This window comes from Acinetobacter sp. ESBL14, from assembly GCF_036668815.1.
Classification (GTDB): Bacteria; Pseudomonadota; Gammaproteobacteria; order Pseudomonadales; family Moraxellaceae; genus Acinetobacter; species Acinetobacter gyllenbergii.
On record NZ_JAZEVS010000001.1, the window covers coordinates 554,622 to 568,633 of the forward strand.

At 42.9% G+C, this 14,012-nt stretch carries 8 protein-coding genes; 5 read left to right on the plus strand and 3 right to left on the minus strand.

Going from position 1 to position 14,012, the window contains the following annotated elements; all coding sequences use genetic code 11:
• Positions 1 to 10: 10 nt before the first annotated feature.
• Positions 11 to 3,697 carry a methionine synthase gene (metH, locus tag V6E90_RS02675; protein WP_332604448.1) on the minus strand — a complete coding sequence of 1,229 codons (3,687 nt, stop codon included), beginning with the start codon at positions 3,695 to 3,697 and terminating at the stop codon, positions 11 to 13.
• A 438-nt stretch (positions 3,698 to 4,135) separates the two neighbouring features.
• Between metH and V6E90_RS02680 the strand changes: the two genes are divergently transcribed.
• Positions 4,136 to 5,767 carry an inorganic phosphate transporter gene (locus V6E90_RS02680; protein WP_065342475.1) on the plus strand — a complete coding sequence of 544 codons (1,632 nt, stop codon included), beginning with the start codon at positions 4,136 to 4,138 and terminating at the stop codon, positions 5,765 to 5,767.
• A 543-nt stretch (positions 5,768 to 6,310) separates the two neighbouring features.
• On the opposite strand, the gene V6E90_RS02685 is transcribed toward V6E90_RS02680, so the two are convergent.
• Complete coding sequence (locus tag V6E90_RS02685) at positions 6,311 to 7,291, minus strand: Tim44 domain-containing protein (protein WP_016540839.1); 981 nt, start codon at positions 7,289 to 7,291, stop codon at positions 6,311 to 6,313.
• A 95-nt stretch (positions 7,292 to 7,386) separates the two neighbouring features.
• A complete protein-coding gene (radA, locus tag V6E90_RS02690; protein WP_004654686.1) occupies positions 7,387 to 8,775 on the minus strand; it encodes a DNA repair protein RadA in 1,389 nt (462 codons plus the stop codon).
• A gap of 359 nt (positions 8,776 to 9,134) precedes the next feature.
• Between radA and V6E90_RS02695 the strand changes: the two genes are divergently transcribed.
• The 4 genes from V6E90_RS02695 (at position 9,135) to lysA (ending at position 14,006) form a co-directional block, all read left to right on the plus strand.
• The gene (locus V6E90_RS02695; RefSeq protein WP_332604449.1) at positions 9,135 to 10,643 is read left to right on the plus strand and encodes an alanine/glycine:cation symporter family protein; all 1,509 of its coding nucleotides are present in this window, start codon (positions 9,135 to 9,137) and stop codon (positions 10,641 to 10,643) included.
• Positions 10,644 to 10,936: 293 nt separating this feature from the next.
• Positions 10,937 to 12,352, plus strand: coding sequence for an amino acid permease (locus tag V6E90_RS02700; protein WP_065342472.1), 1,416 nt, complete (start codon positions 10,937 to 10,939; stop codon positions 12,350 to 12,352).
• Positions 12,353 to 12,493: 141 nt separating this feature from the next.
• Positions 12,494 to 12,733, plus strand: coding sequence for an LPS translocon maturation chaperone LptM (gene lptM / locus V6E90_RS02705; RefSeq protein WP_004654681.1), 240 nt, complete (start codon positions 12,494 to 12,496; stop codon positions 12,731 to 12,733).
• A 22-nt stretch (positions 12,734 to 12,755) separates the two neighbouring features.
• Entirely contained in the window at positions 12,756 to 14,006 is a 1,251-nt protein-coding gene (gene lysA, locus V6E90_RS02710) for a diaminopimelate decarboxylase (protein ID WP_332604450.1), read from the plus strand.
• Positions 14,007 to 14,012: the final 6 nt, after the last annotated feature.

The following is a 14,012-nucleotide window of genomic DNA, read 5'->3' on the forward strand; positions in this document are numbered from 1 at the left end:
GGGGATTCAATTAACCAATCGAATCGTCTAAATTCGGTGCTAACCAACGCTTCGCTTCGTCCAGTGTCCAGCCTTTACGTTTCGCATAATCCTCAAGCTGATCTTGAGAAATCTTGCCCACGTTAAAGTATTCACTTTCAGGATGTGAATAATAGAAACCACTCACAGAAGAAGGTGGCATCATCGCAAAGTGCTCAGTCAACTTGGTACCGATCTTCGCTTCTGAACCTAACCAGTCAAATAACACTGCTTTTTCAGAATGCTCTGGGCAAGCAGGATAACCTGGTGCAGGACGAATACCAACATACTTCTCTTTGATCAATTCTTCATTGCCCAAAGTCTCATCGGCTTTATAGCCCCAGAATTCTTTACGAATACGCTCATGCAAATGCTCGGCAAATGCTTCGGCAAAACGATCAGCCAAAGACTGAACCAAGATTGCTGAATAATCATCACCTTTGGCTTTATATTCATTTGCCAATTCTTCAGCACCAAAGATCGATACAGTGAAACCACCCAAATAATCAGTATTCTCTTTAGAAGTGCTAATAAAGTCCGCGAGAGATAAATTCGGTTTGCCTGTGACTTTGTCAGATTGCTGACGAATATGCTCAAAGGTATGCGTAACATTCTGACCAGATTCATCAAACACGCTGACGGTATCCGAAGCTGTACGTTGTGCAGGGTATAGACCAAACACCGCACGCGCATCAAAACGATGATTCTCGATGATGTCTTTCAGCATCTCTTGTGCTTGGTTATATAAATCAGTTGCCGCTTCGCCCACGACTTCATCTGTCAGGATTTTCGGGAATTTACCCGCCAAGCTCCAAGAGATAAAGAATGGTGTCCAGTCAAAATATTCAACTAAGGTCGCCAATGGGTAATTGGTAATCACTTGCGTACCTAAACGATTTGGAATCGGTGGCACATAGTTATCATCCACCTTGAAACCATTTTCAATTGATTCGGCATAGCTGAGTTTGGCTGCTTTCGGTTGCTTATTGGCTAGGCGTTCACGAATCTTGGCATATTCAGCACGATGTTCTGCTATAAAATTGCCACGCATTTCTTTCGAGAGCAGAGTAGTTGCCACACCCACTGCACGAGAAGCATCGGCCACATAAATCACAGCATCATTTTGATACTGTGGATCAATCTTCACTGCGGTATGTGCTTTCGATGTGGTTGCACCACCAATCAACAGTGGAATGTCAAAGCCTTTACGTTGCATTTCTTTGGCAACAAACACCATTTCATCCAAAGATGGGGTGATTAAACCAGACAAACCGATGATGTCGCATTTCTCATCAATCGCAGTTTGCAGGATTTTTTCCGCAGGAACCATCACGCCAAGGTCAACGATGTCATAACCATTACAACCCAAGACCACGCCCACGATATTTTTACCAATATCATGTACATCACCTTTTACCGTTGCCATCAACACTTTACCTTTCGACTGACTACCCGTTTTTTCAGCTTCGATGTACGGGTTCAGCCATGCCACGGCTTGTTTCATCACACGTGCAGATTTCACGACTTGTGGCAGGAACATTTTACCTGAACCAAACAGGTCACCAACCACGTTCATACCATCCATCAATGCGCCTTCAATCACATCGAGTGGGCGTTTGGCTTTTAAACGGGCTTCTTCGGTATCTTCATCAATATACGTGGTGATGCCTTTAACTAAGGCATATTCAAGACGTTTTTCAACCGATTCATTACGCCATTCAAGGTTTTCAGCTTCGCGTTGTGCACCAGTATGACCACGGAATTTTTCTGCCACTTCAAGCAGTTTCTCTGTGGCGTTTTGACCAGACTCACCTTGGTTCTGATTCAGAACCACATCTTCAACCGCATCTTTTAGTTCTTTTGGAATATCGTCGTAAATCGCCATTTGACCCGCGTTCACGATCCCCATGGTCATGCCTTGTTTAATGGCATGGTAAAGGAATACCGAGTGAATCGCTTCACGTACAGGTTCATTACCACGGAAAGAGAACGAAACGTTAGAGACACCGCCTGAGATCATGGCATGCGGCAAGTTCTGCTTAATCCAACCTGTGGCTTCAATAAAATCGACGCCATAGTTGTTATGTTCTTCAATCCCTGTTGCCACTGCAAATACGTTCGGGTCAAAAATAATATCTTCAGCAGGGAAGCCGACATCATTGACCAAAACATCATAAGAGCGTTTACAGATTTCACGCTTCCGTGCAGCGGTATCGGCCTGACCTGTTTCATCAAAGGCCATCACAATAATTGCAGCACCGTACTGACGGCATAGGCGTGCTTTTTCGACAAACTCGTCATAACCTTCTTTCAAGGAAATCGAATTCACAACAGGTTTACCTTGTACACATTTCAAGCCTGCTTCAATGATTTCCCATTTCGATGAGTCAATCATGATCGGCACACGTGAGATATCAGGTTCAGATGCGACAAGGTTGAGGAAGTGCACCATCGCATTTTGCGAATCGAGCATGCCTTCATCCATGTTGATGTCGATAATCTGTGCACCAGCTTCAACTTGTTGTTGAGCTACTTCTAAAGCTTCGGCAAAGTTCTCTTCACGGATTAAACGTAAGAATTTTTTTGAACCCGTCACGTTGGTACGTTCACCAACATTCACGAATAATGAATTTTCATCAATGTTAAATGGCTCTAAACCACTTAAACGGCAAGCAGGAACAGTTTCAGGCACTTGGCGTGGCTGAATGTCTTTGACTGCATTGTAAATGGCACGAATATGGTCGGGTGTAGTACCACAGCAACCGCCCGTGATATTGATCAAACCACTTTCAGCAAACTCTTTGATGAATGCTGCCGTTTGTTCAGGCGTTTCATCATATTCGCCGAAGGCATTCGGTAAACCTGCGTTTGGATGGGCAGAGACAAAAGTATCTGCAACATCAGAAATCGTTTTCACATGTGGACGCATGGCATCTGCACCCAAGGCACAGTTAAAACCAATTGAGAGTAAATCACCATGACGCACCGAGTTCCAGAACGCTTCTGCGGTTTGACCTGTTAAGGTACGGCCAGATGCATCGGTAATGGTGCCTGAAATCATCAACGGCAGTTCATGGCCAAGTTGCTTGAAGACTTCCTTCACCGCAAAAATTGCAGCCTTACAGTTCAAAGTATCGAATACGGTTTCGATCAACAGAATGTCAGCACCGCCTTCAATCAAGGCATGAGCGGCTTCAATGTAGTTTTCTTTGAGTTCATCAAAAGTAATATTACGAAAGGCTGGATCATTGACATTCGGCGAGATCGAACAAGTACGTGAAGTGGGGCCGAGTACGCCTGCAACAAAACGAGGTTTCTCTGGGGTCGAGTATTTGTCACAGGCTGCACGCGCTAAACGTGCCGCTTCACGGTTGATCTCTGGAACAAGATCTTCCATGTGGTAATCCGACATTGAAACACGGGTGCCGTTAAAGCTGTTGGTTTCAATAATGTCCGCGCCTGCATCTAGGTAGGCTTCATGGATACCTTGAATAATCTGAGGTTGGGTTAAAACCAATAAGTCGTTATTGCCTTTCAGGTCTGATGCCCAATCTGCAAAACGTTCACCACGATAATCTTCTTCTTCTAATTTATGGCGTTGAATCATGGTTCCCATCGCACCATCAATAATCAGGATACGTTGGGCAAGAAGTGATTGTAGGGTGGTAAGCGTGGACATTCAGAAACCCCAGTCGATGATGAAGATAAAAAAGCAGGGGCATTGTAACAGAAGCGAGGCAAAAGCGCGTATTTTCAGCAGTCAGCAGTGATGATTCATTGGTTCATTTTAAAATGTCATAAAAGCTTCATTTAATTGTCACAATTGAGATAGATAATGCCTAAAAAGCAAACAGTTTGTTCGAAATATGACAGTTTGATTTCATATTTCTTTGCATTTGTTGCAAAATCAGACAAACAGTTCTATCGCTGTTTTTGAATTTATAATGCATTGTTTTTTATTAATTAAAATAAAGAGTAGGGCGGGTTTATCGCAAGAAAATACAAAAAAATGTGATGAAAACATGAAATTTTGGCTTTATGTGACAGTCCTTTGTCATATAATTGTCATAATTTAATTAAACAATACAGGGGATTTTATTATCCTCTAACCGTCTACATGAATTCTAATCTTCCTCCTGTTTCGGATTCACCGCTTGCCAGCTCTCAGGCAAAATCGACGAATGTACATGTACCAACACCGAAATTCTTTATGCCGGTGTTCTTAACTGTTATTGTTGCAACACTGATTTATATTGGTTTTCAGCTTAGTGCTGACTTGGCACATGTACCGCCTTTAAGTTTATATTCAGTTATTCTTTTATCGACGGCACTTTTCATTGCTTTAGGCTTTGAATTTGTAAATGGTTTTCACGATACGGCGAACGCTGTAGCGACGGTTATCTATACCAATGCATTACCTGCTCCAGCGGCAGTAATGTGGGCTGGTTTCTGTAACTTCCTTGGGGTTATGGTGGCGAGTGGTGCAGTAGCGTACGGTATTATTGCATTACTCCCAGTAGAAATGATCATGAATGTCGGCAGTGGTGCTGGCTTTGCGATGGTTTTTGCACTGTTAATCGCGGCAATCCTATGGAATTTAGGAACGTGGTTTTTGGGGATTCCTGCATCAAGTTCACATACCTTAATCGGTTCGATTTTGGGTGTGGGCATCATGAACCATATTTTAAATGCGTCTGCTGGTGCGACCAGTAGTGGTATTGATATGGATCAGGTGATTAAAGTAGGTAAGGCTTTATTGTTCTCGCCATTGATTGGTTTCGCCTTTGCAGCAATCCTATTCTTATTGGTGAAGAAAGTCTTTAAACGCCAAATGGAGCTGTTTCAGCCACCAGAAGGTAATAAGCCACCACCACCACTGATTCGTGCTATCTTGATTTTTACCTGTACAGGTGTAAGTTTTGCGCACGGTTCAAACGATGGTCAAAAAGGCATGGGCTTGATCATGTTGATCTTGATCGGTTTGGTTCCATTGGCTTATTCATTGAATAAAAACTTGGATGCTCAGCATTTACAGTCTTTCGAACAACTTTCTTCACAAACTGCGACGGTTTTAAATGTTAATCAAAACGAGCTGACAGATGAAAAAGCGCGTGATGTATTAACCAAGTATATTCAAACCAAAGAGCAGACTGCTGAAGTTGTACCTGCACTTGCAAGTATGACGGCTCATTTAGGTACACGTGTTGCAGGTTATGGCGATCTTAAAGCGATTCCTGAAGCTGCTGTCAGTGAAATCCGCAATGACATGTATTTAAGTACGACAACGTTCAAACGTTTAGACAAAGCGGAAGCTTTACCAGAAATGGATAAAGACCAAGCGAAAGTGGTTAAAGAATATCGTAGTAGCTTGGATTCATTCCTCCAATATATTCCGAACTGGGTGAAAGTTGCGGTAGCACTGGCACTTGGTCTAGGTACAATGGTGGGTTGGAAGCGTATTGTAGTGACTGTTGGTGAGCGTATTGGTAAGAACCATATGACTTATGGTCAGGGGATGTCGGCTGAATTGGTCGCAATGAGCACCATTGCTGCGGCGGATGGCTTAGGTATGCCTGTATCAACCACACACGTGTTAAACAGTGCGGTTGCAGGTACTATGGTTGCGAATCGATCAGGTCTGAATTTCGCAACGGTGAAAACCATTCTTTCAGCGTGGATCTTTACCTTACCCGCGACGATTGCATTGTCAGGTGGCTTATACTGGTTGTTCTTACAATTCGTTTCTTAATCTTGAATTTCTAAGTTTAAAACAGAATTTAAAAGCTTTGCTTCGGCAAAGCTTTTTTTATTTCTGTGACTTTCATTTTTCTTCAAGGTTGTCTGATTTTAGCTATGAGTTGTCTTTTTAAAGTGGGTGAGCATACTTTTGTCAATTTATGATGCCCTGAATGGCTGAATGGCTGAATGGCTGAATGGCTGAATGGCTGAATGGCTGAATGGCTGAATGGCTGAATGGCTGAATGGCTGAATGGCTGAATGGCTGAATGGCTAGATAAGGTGCTCGCTTAGGATAAATGATCTTAATAAAATTGGGTTTATTCCCCAAAAGAGGAATGGTTTTTCTATAATTATATCCGTTAGTATCAATAGACTGATCGTGCTAGGTTGTGTTTTCACGGTAATAATAAGCATAAAACGTTGTTCTATTTACACTCCGCCATTCTCCGATATAGAGAGTGGCTTTTTTTAGCTTTGATTTCTTGTGTCTATCATATTCAGCTAATAAAAAAAGAGCTGTCGAAACAGCTCTTTTGACATCAATAAAAACAGATTAAGCTTGTTGAATACCAGCAACAACCCAGTCTTGCTGTGAGCCAGCTGGCTTCACAAAATGCCAGATTTCAGCAAAGGGTTGCGGTAAGCTATTTAAGTCTTCACTGACAGTACCTGTAAAGCGTACGCTCACGATGTATTGACCATTTTCAGTCGAACTTTCCACAACCATTGCATTGAGGTTGCTAAATTCAGCAACGTCTTGGTCTTGGTTCGACATAATGTCGCTGTACATTGAGCTATAGAGCTCAGGTGTTAAGTAACGGCGAATTTCTTCGATATTGCTTGCGCTGTTCACTGACTGGATGTGGTTAAAGCGTTGACGCGCGATACGTAAGAATGCAGCAGGTTCAGTGCCATCTGGTAACTGGTTGCCACTACTCATTGACGCGCCACCAAACGGTGCTTGTGTTGGTGCACCACCACCAACTGACTGACCAAAAATATTGGTGTTGTCGCCAGTCTGGCGAGCAGTCGGTTGAGGTGGGGTTTGACGACCAAAATTATTTTGGCCGCCATTGTTTGGAGCGTATGGGTTATTGGCTGCTAATTTTTTTTTTGCGCCTAATTTGCGGAACACAAAGAAGGCGATCGCAGCAGCAAGAAGTACCCAAAGCCAGCTAGGGATGCCACCTTTTTCTTCCTGTTGTTGCGCTTGTTGAGTTGCTTGTTGCTCAGTTGCAGTTGGGTTCTGTTGTTTATCATCTGCCAACGCATTCGCTGCAACAGCACCTACTGCAGCACCTGCGACACCCGCAGCAACCATTGTACCAACACCTGGGCCAGATTTTTGTGGCGCAGTTTGTTGTTGAGGTGCTGGAGTTGCTTGGCGTGATGGTTGGTAAGATTGGCTAGATGAACTAGATCTGCTCATGCCGTGGCTTTTACCGCCACCTGCACGCTTTGCTTCCGCAAGTGGTGCAGCAACCAAAGTTGCCATTAAAAGAGCTGCCATCAAGCCACGCTGGTGTACTTGCATCGAAAATTCCTATTTAAATCCAATTTGTAAATGTATTTATGCATGTATTTCGATGGAATTTCAATAACAAAAGTATGTTTTTTTATGTCAAGCCATTAGCCTAACTCATCACTCAACTGCATAGCTTCGGTCAGGGCTTCATGTAAGCGTGCCACGGCAATGATTTGTACGCCATCAATTGACTTCTGTGGTGCATTGCCTCGAGGTAAGATCACATACTTAAAGCCATGTTTTGCTGCTTCTTTCAGTCGTTCTTGACCATTCGGTACAGGGCGAATTTCGCCAGAGAGTCCGACTTCACCAAACACAGCCAATTGCTGTGGCAGGGCTTTGCCCCTTAAACTAGAAGCACATGCCAGTAGTACCGCTAGGTCAGAACCTGTTTCGGTAATTTTTAACCCGCCAACCACATTGACATAGACATCTTGTCCTGAGGTTTGTACGCCACCATGTCTATGCATCACTGCTAATAACATATTCAAACGGTTTTGTTCCAAACCAAGTGCCACACGACGGGGTTGTCCATGTGCATCATCAACCAATGCCTGTACTTCAACAAGTAGTGGGCGTGTCCCTTCACGGCTAATCATTACAATAGAACCCGGAATCGCTTCATCATAACGACTCAGAAAAATCGCCGATGGATTGGCAACCTCACGCAAACCTTTATCGGTCATGCCAAACACACCGAGTTCATTGACTGCACCAAAACGGTTCTTTACTGCACGAATCATGCGATAACGTGAATCTGATTGGCCTTCAAAATACAGTACACAATCGACCATATGTTCTAGAACACGAGGACCAGCAAGTGAACCTTCTTTGGTCACATGGCCGACAATGAATAAAGCAGTACCGCTATTTTTGGCGAAACGGGTTAGCAAAGCTGCGGATTCACGGATCTGTGAAACACCCCCAGGGGCAGATTGTAATGTTTCGGTATAGAGGGTTTGAATCGAGTCGAGGATTGCGACGACAGGACGCTCTTGTGCCAGTACTTCACAGATACGCTCGACGCAGGTTTCAGCCATCACCTTGAGCGAGTCTGTCGGTAGATCCAAACGCTGGGCACGTAAAGCCACTTGCGAAAGTGATTCTTCACCTGTGACATAAAGGGCCGTACTTTTTTTACTGGCCATATGGGTGGCGGTTTGCAACAGAATGGTAGATTTACCAATCCCGGGATCACCGCCAATCAGCACCACCGAACCAATGACTAGACCGCCACCGAGCACGCGATCAAATTCGCTAATTCCTGTCGGAACGCGGGTTTCATTGGAGACTGTGACTTGATTGAGCGTAGTAATACTGGCTGCTTGCCCCGCATAGCCGCCTATTTTAGCTTGGCCGCGATGTGTTACTGCTGGCTCAATTCGAACCTCAAGCAGGCTATTCCATTCGCCACATTCAGTACATTGACCTGTCCATTTGGGATGATCTGCACCACATTGTTCACATCGGTAAACAGTTTTAATTTTTGCCATAAGATAAAATTGAAAAGTTTCTTAAAATTAGATAAAAAAGAATCAGGACGAAAATTTCTAACAATGCTGATCGTTCTTTAAGGAATAACAAAACGAAGACGGCATGATTTCGTCGCAGATTGGTTAAAGGGAAGTGCTCAGAAAAATAACATGATATACAACTTTTACAAGGTGTAGACAGTGTGTTTTTAGCAATCGCTTTTTTTGTTCAATTCACTTTTTCCATGGATGGTGTTGGTGTGTTCGCTTATTTGTTGTCATGAGGTTTTGATCGAATGGCATAGATATTGCTCATGCTCAGACGAATGGAAATTTAGCAGTGGCTATTTTTTCAAAATATATAATAAAGGTTGATGTCTATGAGTGCAGCAGAAATTGTAAATTGGGTAAATGGAATTATCTGGAGTCCAGCGCTGATCTATTTATGCCTAGGCGCTGGTTTATTTTTTTCTATTTTAACTCGGTTTGTGCAGGTTCGCCAAATTAAGGAAATGGCAAAGCTGTTAATTAATGGTTCATCCTCCGCGCAAGGGATTTCCTCATTCCAAGCGCTGTCAGTGTCCTTATCTGGACGTGTCGGGGTCGGTAATATTGCGGGAGTGGCGGCGGCAATTGGGTTTGGTGGTCCAGGCGCTGTATTTTGGATGTGGTTGGTTGCATTTTTGGGTGCAAGTACCGCGTATGTCGAATCCACTCTCGGCCAAATTTATAAGGTCGAATACCAAGGTGAATATCGTGGTGGGCCTGCATTTTATTTTGATCGTGGTTTAGGCCAGCGCTGGTTAGGGATTCTCTTTGCAATTGCTGCAATTGTCTCCTGTGGTTTATTCCTGCCTGGCATTCAAGCGAATGCGGTGGGTAATGCGTTTACCCAAATTACTGGTCAGGGCGCCATCGTGTTTGGCAATGTTGGGACGTATAAACTATTAGCGTTGATTGTGATTGTCTCTTTATTGGCAATCATTATTTTTGGTGGAATTAAACGTATTGCCCGCTTCGCAGAGCTAGTTGTTCCATTTATGGCCTTGGGTTATATCTTGATGGCTGTCATTATTGTTGCGATGAATATCCAAGAATTACCTGGCGTGATCAAACTCATCTTTGAAGATGCATTTTCGCCAATGGCAGGGATTGGCGCTGCAATTGGTTGGGGGGTAAAACGTGGTGTTTACTCCAATGAAGCAGGACAAGGTACTGGACCGCATGCCGCTGCAGCCGCAGAAGTTCAGCATCCAGCACAGCAAGGTTTTGTGCAAGCTTTCTCCATTTATGTCGATACGCTATTTGTATGTTCTGCAACAGCCTTTATGATTTTGATTACGGGCATGTATAACGTACAGGGGACTTTAGAAGCTGGGCAATTTATCGTGCAAAATGTAGCAGCTACCACTGAAATTGGTTCACCTGCATTTACACAAATGGCGGTTAGCACCGTGTTCGGTGGTTTTGGTCAGATCTTTGTTGCCTTGGCAGTATTCTTCTTTGCCTTTACCACCATTGTGGCCTATTACTATATTGCTGAAACAAACATCACTTATCTGAGCTATATCACCAAAACACCATCTCTTTTATTTATCACCAAATGCTTCATTATGATTTCTGTGGCTTATGGCGTACTCAGCGCAACAGGTTATATTTGGGGGATCGGTGATATTGGGGTGGGTCTGATGGCATGGATTAATATCATTGGTATTATCGTGACCTATTTTGTATGGAAACCGACCATTAAAGCACTTCGAGATTATGAAGAGCAGCAAAAGGCGGGTGTTAAGGAGTTTATATTTGATCCAGTTAAACTGGGTATCCGCAATGCAACTTTTTGGGAGGAGCGTCTCAAAAATAAACAGAAGCAAACTTCTAATGATTGAATTATAAATCAATATTTTCTCGAGTAGAAAAAGAGTGGCTTAAATCGCCACTCTTTAATTTTGAAGTACCTTTTTATGACTGATGAGTTGCCCTCATAAGTTCATTGTATTGTTTTGGCCTTATGCGTATGATCGAATTCAATTGTATTTAACTTGAAAAATACAGGTAAAAAATTGCTTAGCTGGAGTCAGCCAACCTAGAGATAACGAGAAAAGATACCGAAAACAGTACGAATTGTTATTGAGAGCGGACTTTGGCTAATGAACTAAAAACACTGGAGAGTTTTTGTAAAATGTCGAATCAAAATCTGAGTGAGGCTGCTGAGCAAAGCGGACTTCACCGTAGTCTATCTAATCGACATCTACAGTTGATTGCGATCGGCGGTGCAATCGGAACAGGGCTGTTCATGGGGTCTGGTAAAACCATTAGTTTGGCTGGACCATCTATTCTGTTTATTTATATGACCATTGGTTTGATGGTGTTCTTCGTAATGCGTGCATTAGGGGAACTGTTACTATCTAACCTTAACTACAAATCTTTTATCGACTTATCGACGGATTTAATTGGTCCTTGGGCTGGTTATTTTGTTGGTTGGACCTACTGGCTCTGTTGGGTCACCATTGGTATCGCAGATTTATCAGCCATTATTTACTATCTGGAATTCTTTAATGGTGGCGAGTCATTTACACCATTGGGTGGTTTACTGATCAGTACAGTGGCAATCCTGTTTGTATTGGGCTTGAACTTGGTTACCGTCAAACTATTCGGTGAAATGGAGTTCTGGTTTGCGATGGTGAAGATCACCGCGATTATTGTCCTGATTGCTGTTGGTTTATGGATGATCTTTACTGGATTTACCAATGCTTCTGGTACGGTTGCAAGTGTTTCCAACCTTTGGACACATGGTGGCATGTTCCCGAAAGGTCTTGATGGCTTCTTGGCAGGCTTCCAGATTGCGATTTTCGCCTTTGTCGGGGTGGAGTTGGTTGGGACCACGGCTGCTGAAACGCAAGATCCGAAGCGCAACTTACCGAAAGCGATTAACTCGATTCCAATTCGTATCATCATTTTCTATGTATTGGCATTATTCGTGGTGATGTGTGTAACACCGTGGGATCAGATCAATCCTAAAGTCAGCCCATTCGTTAACATCTTCTCACAAGCAGGTATTGCTTCTGCGGCAATTATCATGAACTTAGTAGTGTTATCGTCAGTGATGTCATCGATGAATAGTGGTGTATTCTCAACTAGCCGTATGTTATTTGGCTTATCAACCGATCAACAAGCACCGAAGCTATTTGGTAAATTATCGAAGTCTGCAGTTCCTGCAAAAGCATTGATTTTCTCATCAATCTGTATCTTTATTGGTGCCTTTGTTCAGTTTGTTTATAAATTACAAACGGGCACCAATGATGAAGTGACGGCGTTTACCTTAGCAACAACGCTCTCTACGATTCTGTTCATCTGTGTATGGATGATCATTATGTGGAGTTATATCAACTACCGCAAAAATCGTCCTGAACTGCATGCGCAATCAACATTTAAATTGCCTGGCGGCGTGTTTACTTGTTGGGTGGTGATTATTTTCTTCCTTGCAACGATCTACTTCCTTGCCTTGGATGAAACGACGTTGGAATCACTCAAAGTTAGCCCGCTTTGGTTCGTTATTTTGGCAATTGGTTATTTCTTCTATAAGAAGAAAAAGTAATTATTTGGCCGATTTAATCCAAAACGCCGACTTCAAAGTCGGCGTTTTTTTATGGTTATTGTTTGATTCATTCAAGTTTAGACTTTAGCCGATCTAATGATCACGCTATACTGCTCCGAATTGTAAAAGTTAGGTGCACAGATGCTTAAAGTCATTTGTTCTATCAGTGTGTTGCTGAGCAGCGTTATTTTAACTGCATGTGGTCAGTCAGGTGCATTGCAATTACCGTCTGATCAAAATCAGGATAAGCGCGCTAAATATCTGCTTTATAAAAATGAAGCACCTCAGGCTAAGGCTTCATCTGACGCAAAAGCAGATCAAGCAGAGGTAGAACGCCAAGCAACATCGTCAACGACTCAATCACAGACCATCTCACCTTAAGTTTGTAAATAAGGACATCTTCATGAGTTTCACTCGCATTAATGGAGTATTGCACGCTGAGCAATGTTCACTGGATCAGCTCGCACAGCAATATGGCACGCCTTTATATGTGTATTCAAAAGCAACTTTTGAAAAGCATTATTTGGATATGCACCGTGCTTTTGATTTTATTGATCATCAAATCTGTTTTGCGGTGAAGTCAAACTCAAATTTGGCTGTTCTGAGTGTGTTGGCAAAAGTCGGTGCAGGTTTTGATATCGTGACCGGTGGGGAACTGGCACGTGTTCTGGCGGCAGGTGGTGAACCGTCGAAAATCGTGTTTTCTGGTTTAGGTAAATCTGAAGCAGATATCGAAAAAGCCTTAAATGTTGGGATTGCTTGTTTTAATGTGGAATCACATGCCGAGCTAGATCGCATTCAGAAAGTTGCAGCAAAACTTGGTAAAAAAGCACCGATTTCTTTACGTGTAAATCCAGATGTAGATGCCAAAACACATCCTTATATCTCAACAGGGTTGAAAGAAAACAAGTTTGGTATTCCAAGCGATACCGTTGATGAAACTTATCAATATGCAGCTTCATTGCCAAATCTTGAGATTGTCGGGATTGATTGTCATATCGGTTCACAGTTGACCGAGACCAAGCCTTTTGTCGATGCACTTGATCGTGTCATTTTAATGATTGAGCAATTGAAAAGCTTGGGGATCAACCTCAAACATATTGATATCGGTGGTGGTTTGGGGGTTCGTTATAAAGATGAAACCCCGCCAAGCGTTGAGGAATATGCCAATGCGATGCGTCCAGCTTTAGAAAAGTTGGGACTCAAAGTCTATATGGAACCTGGGCGTAGTATTTCTGCCAATGCAGGCGCATTATTAACAAGAGTTGATTTATTGAAACCAACAAACCATCGTAACTTTGCCATTATTGATGCGGCGATGAATGATTTAATTCGTCCTGCTTTATATGAAGCTTGGATGGATATTCAGTCGGTCAATCCAAATCCTGATGTTGCAGTTAAAACTTGGGATTTGGTCGGTGCAATTTGTGAAACAGGCGATTTCTTAGGGAAAGAGCGTGATTTAGCACTTCAGGAAAATGATGTGTTGGCGGTATTAGGTGCGGGTGCATACGGTTTTGTGATGAGCTCGAACTACAATACCCGTGGTCGTGCTGCTGAAGTTATGGTCAGTGGTGGTCAAGCCTATTTAATTCGTGAACGCGAAACCATAGAATCACTCTGGGAAAAAGAGCGTTTGTTGCCTGAGGAGTAAATTAAG

What these genes read in the sequence shown, in the direction of transcription:
- V6E90_RS02680 (WP_065342475.1), top strand. Translation starts at nt 4,136, where the DNA reads ATGAATTCTAATCTTCCTCCTGTTTCGGATTCACCGCTTGCCAGCTCT.
- lptM (WP_004654681.1), top strand. Translation starts at nt 12,494, where the DNA reads ATGCTTAAAGTCATTTGTTCTATCAGTGTGTTGCTGAGCAGCGTTATT.
- V6E90_RS02695 (WP_332604449.1), top strand. Translation starts at nt 9,135, where the DNA reads ATGAGTGCAGCAGAAATTGTAAATTGGGTAAATGGAATTATCTGGAGT.
- V6E90_RS02700 (WP_065342472.1), top strand. Translation starts at nt 10,937, where the DNA reads ATGTCGAATCAAAATCTGAGTGAGGCTGCTGAGCAAAGCGGACTTCAC.
- lysA (WP_332604450.1), top strand. Translation starts at nt 12,756, where the DNA reads ATGAGTTTCACTCGCATTAATGGAGTATTGCACGCTGAGCAATGTTCA.
- V6E90_RS02685 (WP_016540839.1), bottom strand. Translation starts at nt 7,291, where the DNA reads ATGCAAGTACACCAGCGTGGCTTGATGGCAGCTCTTTTAATGGCAACT.
- radA (WP_004654686.1), bottom strand. Translation starts at nt 8,775, where the DNA reads ATGGCAAAAATTAAAACTGTTTACCGATGTGAACAATGTGGTGCAGAT.
- metH (WP_332604448.1), bottom strand. Translation starts at nt 3,697, where the DNA reads ATGTCCACGCTTACCACCCTACAATCACTTCTTGCCCAACGTATCCTG.